This is a genomic window from Bradyrhizobium sp. ORS 111, from assembly GCF_045571485.1.
GTDB lineage: Bacteria > Pseudomonadota > Alphaproteobacteria > Rhizobiales > Xanthobacteraceae > Bradyrhizobium.
In genome coordinates this window covers 2,795,601-2,810,421 of sequence record NZ_CP120701.1, presented here as the reverse complement: position 1 = coordinate 2,810,421, position 14,821 = coordinate 2,795,601, and the positions used below count along the sequence as shown (strand labels likewise).

Annotated in this window: 15 protein-coding genes; 4 read left to right on the top strand and 11 right to left on the bottom strand. The window is 59.1% G+C overall.

What is annotated here, in order from left to right; translation table 11 throughout:
* Nucleotides 1–157: 157 nt before the first annotated feature.
* Nucleotides 158–1,252: an amidohydrolase family protein gene (locus P6U30_RS12830; RefSeq protein ID WP_407169375.1), complete on the top strand. Its 1,095-nt coding sequence runs from the start codon at nucleotides 158–160 to the stop codon at nucleotides 1,250–1,252.
* A gap of 79 nt (nucleotides 1,253–1,331) precedes the next feature.
* Here P6U30_RS12830 and P6U30_RS12825 read toward each other — a convergent pair whose 3' ends face one another.
* On the bottom strand, nucleotides 1,332–2,072 hold the full coding sequence (locus P6U30_RS12825) for a Crp/Fnr family transcriptional regulator (protein WP_407169374.1): 741 nt from the start codon (nucleotides 2,070–2,072) through the stop codon (nucleotides 1,332–1,334).
* Nucleotides 2,073–2,547: 475 nt separating this feature from the next.
* Between P6U30_RS12825 and P6U30_RS12820 the strand changes: the two genes are divergently transcribed.
* Nucleotides 2,548–2,835 carry a hypothetical protein gene (locus tag P6U30_RS12820; RefSeq protein WP_407169373.1) on the top strand — a complete coding sequence of 96 codons (288 nt, stop codon included), beginning with the start codon at nucleotides 2,548–2,550 and terminating at the stop codon, nucleotides 2,833–2,835.
* Nucleotides 2,836–2,942: 107 nt separating this feature from the next.
* Here the strand turns inward: P6U30_RS12820 and P6U30_RS12815 are convergent, their stop codons facing one another.
* Genes P6U30_RS12815 through P6U30_RS12780 form a run of 8 tightly spaced genes read right to left on the bottom strand, consistent with a single transcriptional unit; the run spans nucleotide 2,943 to nucleotide 11,413 of the window.
* Nucleotides 2,943–3,647, bottom strand: coding sequence for an ABC transporter ATP-binding protein (locus P6U30_RS12815; protein ID WP_407169372.1), 705 nt, complete (start codon nucleotides 3,645–3,647; stop codon nucleotides 2,943–2,945).
* Between the two features lie 4 nt (nucleotides 3,648–3,651).
* On the bottom strand, nucleotides 3,652–4,422 hold the full coding sequence (locus P6U30_RS12810) for an ABC transporter ATP-binding protein (protein WP_407169371.1): 771 nt from the start codon (nucleotides 4,420–4,422) through the stop codon (nucleotides 3,652–3,654).
* Entirely contained in the window at nucleotides 4,419–5,405 is a 987-nt protein-coding gene (locus tag P6U30_RS12805; RefSeq protein WP_407169370.1) for a branched-chain amino acid ABC transporter permease, read from the bottom strand. The genes P6U30_RS12810 and P6U30_RS12805 overlap by 4 nt, the downstream gene beginning before the upstream one ends.
* Before the next feature lie 7 nt (nucleotides 5,406–5,412).
* Nucleotides 5,413–6,297: a branched-chain amino acid ABC transporter permease gene (locus P6U30_RS12800; protein WP_407169369.1), complete on the bottom strand. Its 885-nt coding sequence runs from the start codon at nucleotides 6,295–6,297 to the stop codon at nucleotides 5,413–5,415.
* Between the two features lie 52 nt (nucleotides 6,298–6,349).
* Nucleotides 6,350–7,603, bottom strand: coding sequence for an ABC transporter substrate-binding protein (locus tag P6U30_RS12795; RefSeq protein ID WP_407169368.1), 1,254 nt, complete (start codon nucleotides 7,601–7,603; stop codon nucleotides 6,350–6,352).
* Between the two features lie 59 nt (nucleotides 7,604–7,662).
* Nucleotides 7,663–10,053: a xanthine dehydrogenase family protein molybdopterin-binding subunit gene (locus tag P6U30_RS12790; RefSeq protein WP_407169367.1), complete on the bottom strand. Its 2,391-nt coding sequence runs from the start codon at nucleotides 10,051–10,053 to the stop codon at nucleotides 7,663–7,665.
* Nucleotides 10,050–10,535, bottom strand: coding sequence for a (2Fe-2S)-binding protein (locus P6U30_RS12785; RefSeq protein WP_407169366.1), 486 nt, complete (start codon nucleotides 10,533–10,535; stop codon nucleotides 10,050–10,052). The genes P6U30_RS12790 and P6U30_RS12785 overlap by 4 nt, the downstream gene beginning before the upstream one ends.
* Nucleotides 10,532–11,413: an FAD binding domain-containing protein gene (locus P6U30_RS12780; RefSeq protein ID WP_407169365.1), complete on the bottom strand. Its 882-nt coding sequence runs from the start codon at nucleotides 11,411–11,413 to the stop codon at nucleotides 10,532–10,534. Before P6U30_RS12780 ends, P6U30_RS12785 begins: the two co-directional genes overlap by 4 nt.
* 174 nt (nucleotides 11,414–11,587) lie before the next feature.
* On the opposite strand from P6U30_RS12780, the gene P6U30_RS12775 reads away from it, so the two are divergent.
* Both P6U30_RS12775 and P6U30_RS12770 read left to right on the top strand, forming a co-directional pair.
* Complete coding sequence (locus P6U30_RS12775; protein WP_407169364.1) at nucleotides 11,588–12,685, top strand: LLM class flavin-dependent oxidoreductase; 1,098 nt, start codon at nucleotides 11,588–11,590, stop codon at nucleotides 12,683–12,685.
* Between the two features lie 15 nt (nucleotides 12,686–12,700).
* Nucleotides 12,701–13,573: a polysaccharide deacetylase family protein gene (locus P6U30_RS12770; RefSeq protein WP_407169363.1), complete on the top strand. Its 873-nt coding sequence runs from the start codon at nucleotides 12,701–12,703 to the stop codon at nucleotides 13,571–13,573.
* 6 nt (nucleotides 13,574–13,579) lie between these two features.
* Here P6U30_RS12770 and P6U30_RS12765 read toward each other — a convergent pair whose 3' ends face one another.
* Together P6U30_RS12765 and P6U30_RS12760 are read right to left on the bottom strand one after the other, a co-directional pair.
* Nucleotides 13,580–14,263, bottom strand: coding sequence for a TetR/AcrR family transcriptional regulator (locus P6U30_RS12765; protein WP_407169362.1), 684 nt, complete (start codon nucleotides 14,261–14,263; stop codon nucleotides 13,580–13,582).
* A complete protein-coding gene (locus P6U30_RS12760) occupies nucleotides 14,260–14,814 on the bottom strand; it encodes a flavin reductase family protein (protein ID WP_407169361.1) in 555 nt (184 codons plus the stop codon). The genes P6U30_RS12765 and P6U30_RS12760 overlap by 4 nt, the downstream gene beginning before the upstream one ends.
* Nucleotides 14,815–14,821 lie beyond the last annotated feature (7 nt).

Genomic DNA, 14,821 nt, shown 5'->3' with positions numbered 1-14,821 from the left:
ACCACGGCGGAAGTTTAGAGAGGGCTGCGTATCCTGATCGCCCCGCCTTTCGCGTCGACCCTCGGATCAAGATTGCGCGACACGCACAGCGTGTGGCTTGCGGCCGTCTCCCGGCATCCTTACGCTGCCTCTCAACAAGAACAGGGAGGTAATCGCCATGACCACAAGGCGGGATTTCCTGAAGGCCGGAGCAACAGCGGCGGCCAGCGTCGTGTTCTGCGGCTGCGGGGCAGTTCATCACGCAAATGCACAACAGTCGCGCCAACAGTTGCCCGTCACAGTCAACGGCAAGCGCGTCAAGACCATCGACATTCACTCGCATTGTCACTTTCGCGAAGCTGGCGCCCTGCTCGGCGCGGATGCCGCCAAAGTGCAATTGCCTCCGGTCAATGGCGCGGCCGAAGCCTTCATTGAAATCGACAAACGCCTGGCCGCGATGGACGCGCAGGCGGTCGACATGGAGGTACTGTCGATCAATCCGTTCTGGTACGACCGGGACCGCGACCTTGCTGGACAGATCGTCAAGATCCAGAACGAGAAACTCGCCGAACTGTGCGCTTCAAAGCCGGATCGGTTTGCGGCGTTCGCATCGTTGACGCTGCAGGCGCCGGATCTCGCCGTTCAGGAGCTCGAGACCGCCGTGAAAAAACTGCGCCTGAAGGGCGCTGCGATCGGCGGCGTTGTCGATGGCGTCGAATTCTCCGACCCCAAGTTTCATCCGGTGTGGGCCAAGGCGGAAGAGCTCGGCGTTCCACTCTTCATCCACCCGCAGGGCATCCCTGAACTCAACAAGCGGCTCTCCGGCAATGGCTGGCTTGGTAACACCATTGCCAACCCGCTTGAGACCACGATCGCGCTTTCTCACCTGATTTTCGAGGGCACGTTCGACCGCTTCCCGGGACTCAAAGTTATCGCTGCGCATGGCGGGGGCTATCTGCCCTCCTACGCCGATCGCTCGGACCATGCCTGCCTGGTTGGGCCAAAGGGATGCAATCCCGACATCAAGCTCAAGAAGGCGCCTGCCGAGTATCTCAAGCAGATCTATTTCGATTCCTTGATCTTCACGCCTGAGGCCATCCGGCACCTCGCAGCTCAGGTTGGCGCCAGCCAGATCGTGCTGGGGAGCGACTATCCCTATCCATGGCAACTCGCTCCGGTCGATCACATCTTTGCCTGTTCATCGCTGAGCGATGACGACAAAGCCAACATCCTCGGCCGCACCGTTTCCCGACTACTCGGTATCGCCGTGTAGGGAGGCGCCGCCACACGTGCGGGCGACGAGACGGGGCCGTGCTGGATCGGGGTCGACAGCGACTGAACGGACGAAGCGACTATTCCCCGTCGTTCGCCCCGGCGTCCACCAGTTCCTGCAGCGCGTCCGGCTTTAGCACCACAATAGCTCCATGTTCGAGCCTGACCCAGCCGCGCGTCGCCCACGCACGAAGTTGCTTGTTGATGCTCTCACGCGTCATACCGACCATCTCGCTGATCTCCTGCTGGGTAATCGAGATGGTCCGCCCCTGCGGCTCACGTTTGTGCTTGTCGCTCAGGCGCAGCAGTGCGCTGGCGAGGCGGCCGGGCAGGTTCTGCAGGATGATCTGCTCGACCTGATCGCTGGTCCAACGCAATCTCGCGCAGAGCAATTCGATGAACTTCATCGCAAGCGATGGCTGACTCCGGACGAACGGAATGAACTCCCGCCGATCGATGACAAACAGCTCGCAATTGGTGTTAGCAGTGGCATCAGCGGTTCGCGACAATCCGTCGAGCAGCGCGATCTCCCCGAATATCTCTCCTGCCTCAATCAGGTTCAGAATGGCATTGCGACCGTCAGGTGACGAGATGCTGATCTTCACCGTGCCCGAGATCACGGCAATCAGACTCGTGCCTGGATCGCCCTTGGAAAAGATTGTCGTGCCGCGCTTCAGCGTAATGTGCTTGGCGTATCGGCAAAGCTGGTCGAAAGCATCGGGCTCGAGATCCGCAAAATAAGGATGCTTGCGCAGCACCGACAGCTTGCTGCTCGAAAACGGCACGCCGGCAGTTCTTTCTATGGGCGGCGCACCGGTCATTGTCATCCAGAACGATTGTGTTGCGTACGATCGGTCCGCCACCAGAGCGGATTCCGACAAGAGCCATCGATCAATGAAAGCGACAGCAACTATAGCCCCCCCGGAGGCCCGCAGCAACAAGAGGTCCACGCTGTGCCAGTCGGGCTGAAATGCCTACAAGTCACAATTTCGAATAGTTGATTGGATGGAATACTCGTAATTGTGGCAGATGGCACAAAGTGCGGGTCGCGCGAGCCTGTGTATTGGCTACACTCTCACTCGGTAAAAATACTTCTGCACGCAATCGTCGTAGTTAACTTCTCTGCACCCTGCGATTGCAAGACCCGACCGAAAAATCGCACCCACCACCATCCCGGCCGGCAATTCGCTTAACCAAGAACAGAGCCGTTGACCACCGTCCCGGCAAGTGTCCGACGCAGGCAACCGGCTATTTATCAACTTCGGCCAGTCTTCCCATAAAGAGGGAGCGTGAGAAATGCCGCAGATTTGGATGACCTATCAGGAGATCGCCGACCTACTGAATTGCGACACGGAGATGGCGCGTGGCATAACCATCCAACGTGCGCTAGACCGGAAGCGGAGCCGCGACGGACTGACCCGTGCCAAGCTCGATTCCGACCTGACGGCAAAGTTTGTCGCCGCGATCCGGCATGCGGAGCTGAGCTTGAATCAAGCTGTTCACGATCTTCGCGACATGCACGAGAGGATGTCGCGCAGCGATCAGCCCCCTATCCGGCGGCCTGCCACCTCGGCTCAATCATAGCCCCGGAGGTCTCAGGGCAAATCCGTCGTCAAAAGAAAGGGGTATGGGCCCACCGAATTGGCCGAAGTCCGGACAGTTGCATCCTCGGTTGAACAAGACCTTACGCGCTACACTGAGCAATACCGCTCCTTTATTTCGTTATCGGCCAGCAGCTCCTGTGCGGATGCGTGGTGCACCACAGCCCCATGATCCAGGACATAGGCCCGATCGGCGAGATCAAGCGCAAGTTCGACATTCTGTTCGACCAGCAGGACCGTCGTTCCCTGCCTTTTCATGTTGCGGAAGAGTGCAAACATCTCATCGACCAGCACCGGCATGATGCCCTCGGAGGGCTCATCGAGCATGATCAGATCAGGCTTTGCGATCATCGCGCGCGCGATCGCCAGCATTTGCTGCTCACCACCGGACATGGTGACTGCCTCCTGGTCCAAGCGCTCGCCCAGCCGTGGGAACACCCTCGCGATCTCGTCGATCAACTCGGCTTCCCGCTTCTTCTCGGGCGACGCGACCAGACCAAGCCGCAAGTTCTCCCGTACCGACAGTCCCTGCACGATCCGCCGCTCTTCAGGAACGTAGGCGAGCCCCAAAGCGAACCGTATATGTGCGGGCTGACCCAGCAACTCCCGCCCCTTGAAAATTACCGAGCCACGCGTTCGATCCATCAGGCCGATAATCGACTTTAAGGTGGTGGTCTTGCCGGCTCCATTGCGGCCAATCAGGCAGACGATTTCGCCTTTGGCAACGTTCAGACTGATGTCCTGGAGGGCATGACTGGCTCCATACCAGGCATTGAGTTTGCTGATCCGCAACATACCGTCAATGTTCCCGGTGGCCGAGATAAACGCGCTTCACTGCCTCGTTCTGCCGAACGTCTTGCGGCGTTCCCTCGGCGAGGAGCTCTCCATGATGCAGCACCAGAATACGATCGCTGATCCCGAGCACCAGCTTCATCTTGTGCTCGACAAGGATCACCGTCCGCTCGCTTGCAAGCTTCACGATCAAATCCATCATGGTCCGGGTTTCTTCCGGGCTCATCCCTGCCGTCGGCTCATCCAGCAACAGCAAGCGAGGCTGACTGGCTAGCGCCATGCCGATCTCCAGCGCACGCTGCTCGCCGTGTGCAAGCGTCTTGGCTGCGCGCTCGCGGGACTCCCACAGCCCAACCAGGGCGAGCAACTCGTCCGCTCGCTCGACCAGTTCGCTCAGCCGCGTGCGCGGGCGCCAGATATCGTATCTCGACACCAGAGCCTGCAGGCCAACCCGGATATTTTCGCGCGTCGAGAGTTGCGGAAACACGCTGGTGATCTGGAACGACTTTGCGATCCCCATATGGGCGAAGCGATGCTGCGGCAGACCGGTGACATCCCTCCCCTCGAACTCAATGCTGCCTCGGGTGGGTGGGAACCCACCGCACAGCAGATTGAAATAAGTGCTCTTCCCTGCGCCGTTCGGGCCGATGATCGACGTGATCGCTCCCTTGGAGAACTCGGCCGAGATATTGTTCAACGCGACAAATTTCCCGAACGTCTTGCCGACACCCGTGGTGCGCAGAATGACCTCTCTCGCCGGCGTTGCAGCGGCAATCATCGCCGACCCCGCGCAATTAGCGTGCCCCAGATGCCTGCCGGGAAGAACAGCACGCACGCAATGAAAATGGCCCCGACGATCAGTTGCCAGTGAACCGTCCACACCGAGACCAGGTTCTCCAGGACAAGGAAAACGGCCGCGCCGATCATTGGCCCGAAGAATGTTCCCATGCCACCCAACAAGGCAATCATCACTACGAGACCAGAGGTCTCGTAGTGCAAGATTTCGATGGGGACGATCGAAAGATGAAGCGCCTGCAGCGCACCCGCGAGGCCGCAGAAGCCGCCCGACAGAACGAAGGTGAGCAATCGGGTCAATGTGACATCATAGCCCGACGCACGCGCGCGCATCTCATTCTCGCGTACCGCTTCAATGACAGCCCCAAACGGCGATGCGAGAATACGTGACATGACGAAAAAAGCACCGATCACAAAGGCCGCAATCACGTAGTAGCGGACCATCGGGTTGATGAAGTCGATCCGCAAGCCGAACAGATCGATCGTGCGGACGTTGATCCCGCGCAGGCCGTTCTCGCCGCCGGTCCAATCAACAGCCTGATAGAACAGGTAGTAGACACATTGTGACAATGCCATTGTCACCATGGCGAAGTAGATCCCGCGAGTTCGGATTGCGAGCACGCCAATCAATAGCGCGGTCAGAAGGCCGCCAAACACGCCGGCGACGATGGCCGCGTACCAGGGCCAAGCGAAGTGCACGATGGCAATGCCGCAAAGATATGCTCCGGTCCCGAACAGCGCGGCATGTCCGAACGACAAGAGCCCCAAATATCCGAACACGAGGTTGAAACCGAGGGCGTATAGCCCGTAGATCAGAATATTCACCGCCAAAGCCGTGAACGGCATCACGAGCGGGAAAATCAGGATCGCTGCGGCTGCCATGCCAGCGCGATGCCGCGTAGCGAACTCGTACCAGCCGACCGCCGTGGCCCGAGATTGCTTTATGGATTCGGTGGCTCCGGTCATACTTCGCTCAACTCAGCAATCCGGCACGACCAAAGAAGCCTTGGGGCCGCACGATCAGCACGATCGCCATCAAGGCGAAGATCGACACCTTGGCCATTTCAGGTGCAATCAGCGAGGTCATGCTAACAACCACACCGACCAGCAGACCTGCCAGCACCGCGCCGCCGATCGATCCCATGCCACCCACCACCGTCACCACAAAGGCCTCGGCCAGAACGGTACCGCCCATCTCGGGGATGACGCCTTGAAGCGGGGCTGCCAACAAGCCTGCGAAGCCAGCAATCGCCGTTCCGATCCCAAAGACAATCAGCCATACCCGTGATACGTCGACGCCAAGGACACGGACGATCTGCGGATCACGCGCCCCCGCACGGATGATGAGCCCGAAGCTGGTTTTCTCGAGAAATAGCCAGAGTGCCAGCAAGACGGTGGCAGTCGCGCCAATCACGAAGAGGCGATACAGCGGGAAGTACCCAACGCCGATATCGACGGCACCCTGAAGAACTTCGGGCGTATCGAAGGGATAGCCGGTCTTGCCAAAAGCAATCCGCACACATTCGACCATCACATAGCTGAGCCCGAACGTCAGCAGCAGTGGGTAGTCGATTCCACGTCCGTAGAGCGGCCGGATCAGCACACGCTCGACCGCCAAGCCGAACAGGCCGATCAGAAGTGGTACGGCCACCAGGCAGAGCCAGAAATTGCCACCGAGCGAGATCAAATAGAGTCCGACATAGGCACCCACCATGTAGAACGCCCCATGGGCGAAGTTGACGACGGTGAGCATCCCGAAGATTAACGACAGTCCGATCGCAAACAGCACGTAAATCGCGCCGAGCGCCAGCCCGGCGAACAATTGCAGCGCAATGAGATCAAAGCTCAGGCCTGCCATTCATCACCTCAGAAGCGACGCGCGTCAGCGACGGCGTGCACATCTCACCAGCTCAGCTCTTGTGGCCGAGCGCCTCGCAGGTACGCAGGTTCTTCTCGCTGGGCTCTTCGGTCGAAAGGACCTCGAACACATCGGATTCGTTCTTCATGTCCTTTGACTTCGATTTGATAACGAGCACCGACTGCACCGACTGGTGATCGCACTTACGGTAGTACTGAGGTCCCTTGTAATAATCGTACTTCTGAGCCTCCAATGCCGCGATCACCTTGTCAGTCTCAACCGTTCCTGCGTTCTTGACAGCCTCGAGAACCGTCCGAACGCCCCCATAGCCAAGCGCACCGTAGTCGGTCGGCAGCTTGCCATCGTACATCTTGCGGAATGCGTCATTGAATGCCTTGGTCGAAGCAAATTTGTCTTCGATGCCCCAGTAGAACGAACAACCGCCAATAACGCCTTCAAACGCCTGGGCGCCTGCAGCGACGCGACTGGCATGCGAGAGAAGCGGGGCAATGATCTGGATCGACTTCTTGACGCCAAAGTCTGTTGCCTGCTTAAGCACGATCTGCTGATCCCGACCGAAATTGCTGATGCACAGAATATCGGGCTTTAGCGCCTGCAGACGTGGCAGCAGGGTCGAAAAGTCCGCCGTTCCCAGAGGATGACGAACGTCACCGAGATTCTCGATGTTGAACTCCTTGCCAACTTCGAGGAAGCCGCGAACCATCTCGTGACCATAGGCATAGTCCGCGGTCAGGAAGGCAACCTTCTTGCCAAATTTGGAGAACGCGTAGCGGCCAACCGCCCCCGATGTCATGTGCGGGTTCAGGGCTTCGTGAAACGTGTACTTGCTGAAGTCACTAGCTTCGTTGATGGCATCCGACTGGCTGATCGAATTGAAGATGATGCCGCGTTCCTTGGTAACGTTATTGATCCCAAGCTGAACGGCCGCGGAGAGACTGCCCACGACGAAATTGACTTTCTCCTTCTCGACCAACTCCAATGTCCGCGTCGCGGCCTCACCGGGGTTCAGCTTGTCGTCGCGGACGACGAGCTCCGCCTTGCGGCCATTGAGACCGCCGGCGTCATTGAACTGGGCCACAGCGAGCTGTCCCGCTCGCACTTGGTCCTGCGCTTCGGCGCCATAGGGTCCGGTCAAAGGAACAGGGAAGCCAATCTTGATCGGTGCCTCCTGCGCCTGAAGCGGATTGATACGAAAGGGCGAGGTGGCGAGAACGGCTCCAGCGCTCACGGCCGTCAGCAGCCGGCGGCGCGAAATCGTACCAGCCTTGGTGACTTTCTTCGTCATGACTATTCCTCCCCAAGAATTGTTTATTTGGCTTATCTACGCCTACTTCCATCTCCGCTTCAGATTCGTCCCAGCGCCGTCAGAATAACCTGGGGCGTCAGCGGAATCTCGGTAATTGTAGTGCCGAAGGGCCGGAGGGCATCATTTACTGCATTGGCGACGGCCGCTGCCGCGCCAGCGGTGCCGGCCTCGCCCGCTCCTTTGGCTCCCAACTCGGATTCCAGCGTCGGCGACACCACATGGCCGACCTCGATATCGGGCATATCGCCGGACATAGGGACCAAGTAGTCAGCCATATTGGCATTAGTGAGCTGGCCACGCTCGTCATAGACGCACTTCTCGAACAGTGCTGCCCCGAGTCCTTGTACCACTCCACCTCGGATTTGCTCATCAACCAGCTGCGGGTTGATGATCGTACCGCAGTCCTCGACCACCCAATGCTTGAGCAGCTTGACGAACCCAGTCTCGGTGTCAACCTCAAGCCACGAGGCCTGGACACCATTGGTAAATGCAAACGGGTATTGGCGCGGGACAAAGTGGCGGGTCGCCATCAATTCCGGCTGGATCCCCGGCGGGAGCGTATCTGGCCGAAAATAGACGATCCTCGCGAGCTCGTTCAGCTCGATCCGCCGAACACCGCTCGCATCCACGATGTGGTCGCCGACGACATCGAGCTCGGCCGGAGTCGATTGCAGTATGGCCGCTGCGACATCAAGAATATTCCTGCGCAAGACCTTGGCTGCCTGTAAAGCGGCCTCGCCGCCGATCCCAGCCCCGCGAGAGGCCCACGTGCCGCCACCATATGGAGTGTTGTCGGTATCGCCGAGCATCACACGAATTCGTTCCATTGAAATGCCGAGCACACTGCCTACGATCTGGGCAGTAAGCGATTCGGATCCTTGTCCCTGTTCCGTGATGCTCGTTTGGCAGATCACTGAGCCTTGCGCGTCCAACCGAAGCGCAACGCCGTCCTGAGAGGAGATCTTTGCACCACCAACACCGTAAAAGGCAGCGCTCGGGTTGGTCACCTCGATGAAGCTTGCGATGCCGATTCCTCGATGAATGTTACGCCTCCGCAGGGTCGCCTGCTCGGTGCGTAGAGCGTCGTAGCTCATCATCTGAAGCAACTTCGCCAACGATGCATGATGCGACAACCGCTCGAACTTCATACCCGTCGGCGACGCGCATGGATAAGCGTTATCAGCGATCAGGTTGCGGCGACGGATTTCGACCGGGTCCATGCCGATCTTCGCAGCAGCAAGATCGACTAGGCCTTCGGTCACGGAGCATGCGATCGGATGTCCGACTGCCCGATACTGGCACATGACGTTCTTGTTCTGGAAGACGACACGGGCCCGTGCCCGATAGTTCTGGGTGACATACGGTCCTCCAACCAGGTTGATCACCTGATTGGCTTCGATCGCGCTGGTCCGTGGATACATCGAATAGGGGCCGATCCCGGTCAGGTCGTCGATCTCGAGCGCGGTGATCGTACCGTCCTGCCTGACGCCGACCCGACCCTTGCAGCGGTGATCCCGGGCGTGAATGTCGGTATTGAAGCTTTCAACGCGGTCGGCAACGAACTTGACAGGACGCCGCAGAAGCTTGGACAGCGCGTAGGTCGCCATTTCATCGGCGTAGATGTGGACCTTGATGCCGAAGGAGCCGCCGACATCCTTGCAGACCACGCGAACTTGCGCGTCCCTCAATCCCAGATGCAGCGCCGCGATGTTCTGCACCATGTGGGGCGCCTGCGTGCCTTGGTAGATCGTAAGTCGCGCCTCAGCCGTATTCCAATCAGCAACGACCGCCCGCGGCTCCAGAGTCACGCCGGTGTGACGACCAAAGACGAACTCAGCTTCGACAACCGCATCGGATTCGGAGAACGCCCGATCGACGTCTCCCGCATTGTGTGTCCGCTCAAATGCGAGATTGTCGCCGAGCGATGGGTGAATGACCGATGTCGATGGATCGAGCGCCGTTCGCATATCGGTGACAGCCTCGAGCTCTGCGTAATCGACCGCCACCTTCTCCATGGCATCCTCGGCGACCGCACGGCTGGTCGCCACGATCGCTGCGACCGCTTCGCCTTGCCAGCAGACCCGATCAACCGCAATCGCGTGCTGCGGCGCTGACTTCAGTCCCTTCAAATGCGAAAGCACCCCGACCCAGGGCGTGATAACAGAGGCCAACTCGCGGCCTGTAACGATAGCAATCACGCCCGGCATGCGATTCGCCGCGCTGGCATCGATCGCCACGATCCTGGCGTGGGCGTATGGCGACCGCAGAAAAGCTACGTGGCCCATACGCGGCAGTTCGAGATCGCTGACATATTGACCACGTCCTTGCAGCAGCCTGTCGAGATTCGGCCGCGGCACCGTCTTGCCGATATAGGAGTTGGGGCGATCAAGGACCGAAAGCGTGTCAGCTTCCATGCGGGTTGCGGTCATGTCGATCGCTCCCCGCGCGCCCTCGCTGTCGCTTCCACGGCGTCGACGATTGCCTGATAGCCCGTACAGCGACAATAGTTGCCGGACAGATGCTCACGGATCGCCTGGCGGTCTGGTGTGGATGATTGCCTTAGCAAATCTTGCGCCGTGATCAGCATCCCTGGTGTGCAATAGCCGCACTGCAGTGCATTGCGCTCGCGGAACGCCGCCTGAAGATCGGCAATCTCTCCACTATCGGAAAGCCCCTCGATTGTCTCAACAGATGCGCCCTGCGCTTGCACAGCCAGCATCAAACACGAGCGAACAATCTCGCTGTCGAGGCGCACCGTGCAGGCGCCGCACACTCCATGTTCGCAGCCGACGTGAGTACCGGTCAGTTTCAGATCCTCGCGGAGGAAATCGGCTAGGTTGAGTCGTGCCGGCACGACGGCGTCAACTGGTTCGCCATTGACGAGGAGCGAAACCGGGACCAGTTCAGTCACCTGGCTACTCCCACATCCAGTTCGGGACGCGCGAGCAGCGTCGCTACGCTACGTCGAAGCAAGACCCCTGCCAGATGTCGACGCATGACCGGCGACGCCTGCTGATCCCCCTGGGGATTGAGTTCACCTGCCAGCGCCGCCAACGCCTCGGCAAGCGTGGCAGTAGTGATGGATACATCGGTCAGCCTGCGAGCGGCCGCAGCGAGCAGAGGTCGATCACCGACTGCGAAGAATCCGAGCTTCAGATCTGCAAAGGCGCGGTCTTTGACGATGGCACGAGCGGCGAGACCCGCAATGGCGTAGTCTCCATGCCGCCGGGCAAACTCCTGAAAGAAGAACGTCGAGCCTTGGGCCGCGACCGGGAATTCGACCGCGACCAGCAATTCTTCGGCTGATAGCGCCGTTTCGTAAATGCCCCTGAAAAAATCGGTTGCAGCGATCCGGCGCTCGCCCCCGGGGCCGCGAACGACAATGGTCGCGTCCAGTGCAAGCGTGCAGGCCGGCAGTTCCGACGCCGGATCGGCATGCGCGAGGCTTCCCCCAATCGTTCCGCGATTGCGAATTGCCGGGTGAGCGACATGGGCCACGGCATCCCGCAGCAACGGCGCGTGCGCTGCAACTTCCGGAGACCTGAGCAGATCAACGTGTCGGGTGAGCGCACCGATGACGAGTACGTCTCCCTTCACTGTAATGCCGTGCAACTCGTGAAGGCCGCCGATATCAACCAGAATATCCGGAGATACGAGCCGCAGGTTCATCGCCGGCATCAGGCTTTGGCCACCGGACAACACCTTCGCCCTATCGCCATGCGCGGCCAACAACTCCAACGCGTTGACCACGCTGGTCGCGCGGGCATAGGCGAAAGCCGCGGCTTTCATGTTGGGTGTAGCCTCCCCGGCCTACTTCTCGCTTTTCTGGATTAGAGAGCCGCCTCATTTAAAGGTCAAGCTTGTTTATCGGGCGATTATTTGTCCGGCTGGGGCTTGTCTTCGTTTTGCCGAGGACGCAGGTTCCTGATCGACCGAGGGCCGGCCCGCAAGGAGCAGCAGATCATGAAGCTCGGGTTCTTTACGATGCCGATTCATCCGCTCGAAAAGGATTGGCGGCAGTCGCTCCGGGAGGATCGCGAAGCCTTCTTGCTCGCGGATGAGCTCGGGTTTTGCGAAGCCTATGTCGGCGAGCACGTTACCGACAAGGCCGAGAACATCACCTCGAGCATCGCCTTCATCGCCTGGATCGCGGCCGCCACCCGGCAGATCAAGCTTGGAACCGGCACGATCAACATGCCCAATATTCACCCAGCGGCGGTCGCCGCGTCCGTCGCGATGCTTGACCACATGCTCGATGGCCGCTTCATTCTCGGAATTAGCCCGGGCGGTCTGCTCTCCGATGCAGAGGCGTTCGGCAATCTCGATGCAGATCGAAATGCGATGTTTCTCGAGGCGATCAATCAGGTTCTCGATATCTGGACTGGCAAGCCACCCTATGACCTGCATGGCAAGCACTGGAGTATTTCGGTCAGGAGGACCCTCATCGAGGACATCGGTCAGGGATTCATAGCGCGCCCTCTGCAGGCCCCTCACCCTCCGATCGTCGTGACCGCCGTCGCTCCGTTCTCAAAGGGGGTCACCGAGGCGGCAGCGCGCGGCTGGGATCCGATCTCGGCAAACTTTCTGATGCCGGCCTGGGTGAGGAGCCATTGGCCCAAATATGTCGAAGGCTGCCAGCGGGTGAACCGAGTAGTGGACGCCGCCAATTGGCGGGTCGCCAAAAGCGTGTTCGTTGCGAGGGACACTGCGACAGCGAAAGCTTACGCCACCGATCCCAGCGGCCCTTATGTGTACTACTATCATCAGCTGTTCACGAAGCTAAAGCGCGGCGGTCGCCTCGAGTTGTTCAAGACGCGACGGGACCAGCCCGACTCGGAGGTTACGCTGGAGTCGATCTGCGATCGGCTCATCATTCACGGCACGCCCGAAAGTGTGGCCGATCAACTCCTTGCATTCCAAGACCAAGTTGGCACCTTCGGGACCCTGCTTTATGCCGGCAAGGACTGGAAGGACCGCGAACTCGGTCGCCAATCGATGATCCTGATGGCCGAGAAGGTCCTGCCGCGGATCAATGCCGGCACTGCCGGATCGTCGAGTTGATCAAGGAGTTCCGACGTGGCTTTTACTGATCGCATTCCGTATCAAGCTCAGGTCGATAGACCAAAACTCTCCTTGCCAGCCGGCAAGAAGCTGGCGGTATGGGTCATCCTCAATGTTGAAGAGTGGCGGATCGAGAATGCGATGCCACGCACTGTGCTCACGCCGCCGATGGGTCAGCCCTTGCTGCCCGACGTGCCGAACTGGTCGTGGCACGAATACGGCATGCGCGCCGGCTTTTGGCGGCAGTTCAAGGCGCTCACAGACCGAAAGATACCGGTAACGCTGGCCCTGAACGCCAATGTCTGCAAGACCTATCCGCGCGTGGCGTCAGCCGCGCTCGAAGCGGGGTTCGAGTTCATGGGACATGGATTCGTCCAGGGACCGATGCACAAGCTCGAGAATCAGGCAGATGCGATCAAGCGATCGGTTGACGCCATCGCTGCGTTTACCGGGAGGGCCCCCAGATCGTGGGAAAGCCCGGGTCTGACCGAAACCGAGGAAACACTCGATCTCTTGCGCCTCAACGGGATCGAATATGTCGCCGACTGGGTAATTGACGATCTTCCGCAGGAGATCGCCACGCCGCACGGTGCCGTGACCACGATTCCTTATTCCGTTGAAACCAACGACATCGTCATTCACGCCCTGCAACATCTTCCGTCCGAACAATTCTTGACGCGCTGCACCGACCAGTTTGATCGGCTCTACCTTGAAGGCGCCGAGAACGCGCGGATTATGGCCATCTCAGTGCATCCCTACATCACGGGAGTACCGCATCGAATCAAATATCTCGAAGCATTGCTCGACTACGTGATCAGTCATGATGGCGTCGTGTTGATGACAGCGAGCGAGATTGGCGATTGGTATCGCGCAGAGATGACGAAATAGCACGGCTTAAACCGCGACCTTGATCGGCCCCTGCCGGCGGTCAGTCGAGCTTTCCGCCAGTCTTTCGAATCCTGCAAGAAAGATATCCAGCGCATCACTGATCATCTGTGCCTTGTCTTCAAGCACGGGCGCTTCGTAGATGTATTTTCGAACACCGTAATAGAAGATGCCGCCGTGAAATACCCAAGCCAGCTCCAGTTCGGTAGCACTGGGCCTGCCTTGCACCGTCAGTCCAGCGTCGTGTCGACATTCTCGTATGATGCGGGTCAGGATCTTGTCCTTGACCATGCCAACATACCAGCGGTTGATATCGAGGCCTTTCAACCCTGAATACAGATAAATCCGGAGCCATTTGCGGGTGAAAATTGTATCCGTGTAAGCTTGGTAGAACTCCTGCAGGCGCAGTCGCAGTGGACGCGAACGATCCGATAGCGACTTTTCCCAGCCGGTCTCGAGCGGACCAAGATAGACTTGCTGATAGACCTCCTTGATCAGATCGTCCTTGCTCGGAAAGTAGCGGTAAAGCAATGGCTGGGTTACCCCGAGCTTGCGTGCCAGCGCGCGGGTGCCAACAGCAAATCCCTCTTCGGCAAAGAGCTCGGCAGCCTTGGCTACAAACTGACTACGACGATCATCGGCTGACAATCGCCTTTGCTTCACGCGTCTTGGTTTGAGCTCAGCTTTCCTCATGATTTCTTGTCGCCGACGTCAGCGAGGAACCGACCAAAAGCGCCACGCGCGAACAAGAGAGGCGCGCCCTGATCGTAAGCATATGCTTCCACTGCTCCGAGGAAAATCACGTGGTCTCCACCGTAATAGCGATTAACAGAGCGGCACTGAAAATTGGCAACGACCTCGGCTAGTATGGGCGCGTTGCCAAGACCTGGCGTCCAGCTCACGCCGGCGAACTTGTCACCCGACGATCTGGCAAATCGCACAGCGAGCACCTGTTGCGATGCACCCAGGACATTGACCGTAAAATGGCTGGCGTTCTGGAAAACGGCGAGCCCTTGAGAAAACACACCTAGGCTCCACAGGACCAGCGGTGGATTGAGCGACACCGACGCGAACGAATTGCACGTGATCCCATATGGCCTTCCGTCGGCCGACATCGCGGTCACAATCGTTACACCGGTTGCGAACGTGCCGAGCGCGTTACGGAAATCGCGAGGGTCGATCACCGAATTGTCGCTGGCGAGCTCATTGGATGGATCCGCCGGATGCTTGGGTCGATCAGACATCCTGCAC

Excerpts from the sequence above, each read along its gene's own strand:
- P6U30_RS12830 (WP_407169375.1), top strand. The coding sequence starts at position 158 with ATGACCACAAGGCGGGATTTCCTGAAGGCCGGAGCAACAGCGGCGGCC.
- P6U30_RS12825 (WP_407169374.1), bottom strand. The coding sequence starts at position 2,072 with ATGACCGGTGCGCCGCCCATAGAAAGAACTGCCGGCGTGCCGTTTTCG.
- P6U30_RS12820 (WP_407169373.1), top strand. The coding sequence starts at position 2,548 with ATGCCGCAGATTTGGATGACCTATCAGGAGATCGCCGACCTACTGAAT.
- P6U30_RS12815 (WP_407169372.1), bottom strand. The coding sequence starts at position 3,647 with ATGTTGCGGATCAGCAAACTCAATGCCTGGTATGGAGCCAGTCATGCC.
- P6U30_RS12810 (WP_407169371.1), bottom strand. The coding sequence starts at position 4,422 with ATGATTGCCGCTGCAACGCCGGCGAGAGAGGTCATTCTGCGCACCACG.
- P6U30_RS12805 (WP_407169370.1), bottom strand. The coding sequence starts at position 5,405 with ATGACCGGAGCCACCGAATCCATAAAGCAATCTCGGGCCACGGCGGTC.
- P6U30_RS12800 (WP_407169369.1), bottom strand. The coding sequence starts at position 6,297 with ATGGCAGGCCTGAGCTTTGATCTCATTGCGCTGCAATTGTTCGCCGGG.
- P6U30_RS12795 (WP_407169368.1), bottom strand. The coding sequence starts at position 7,603 with ATGACGAAGAAAGTCACCAAGGCTGGTACGATTTCGCGCCGCCGGCTG.
- P6U30_RS12790 (WP_407169367.1), bottom strand. The coding sequence starts at position 10,053 with ATGACCGCAACCCGCATGGAAGCTGACACGCTTTCGGTCCTTGATCGC.
- P6U30_RS12780 (WP_407169365.1), bottom strand. The coding sequence starts at position 11,413 with ATGAAAGCCGCGGCTTTCGCCTATGCCCGCGCGACCAGCGTGGTCAAC.
- P6U30_RS12775 (WP_407169364.1), top strand. The coding sequence starts at position 11,588 with ATGAAGCTCGGGTTCTTTACGATGCCGATTCATCCGCTCGAAAAGGAT.
- P6U30_RS12765 (WP_407169362.1), bottom strand. The coding sequence starts at position 14,263 with ATGAGGAAAGCTGAGCTCAAACCAAGACGCGTGAAGCAAAGGCGATTG.
- P6U30_RS12760 (WP_407169361.1), bottom strand. The coding sequence starts at position 14,814 with ATGTCTGATCGACCCAAGCATCCGGCGGATCCATCCAATGAGCTCGCC.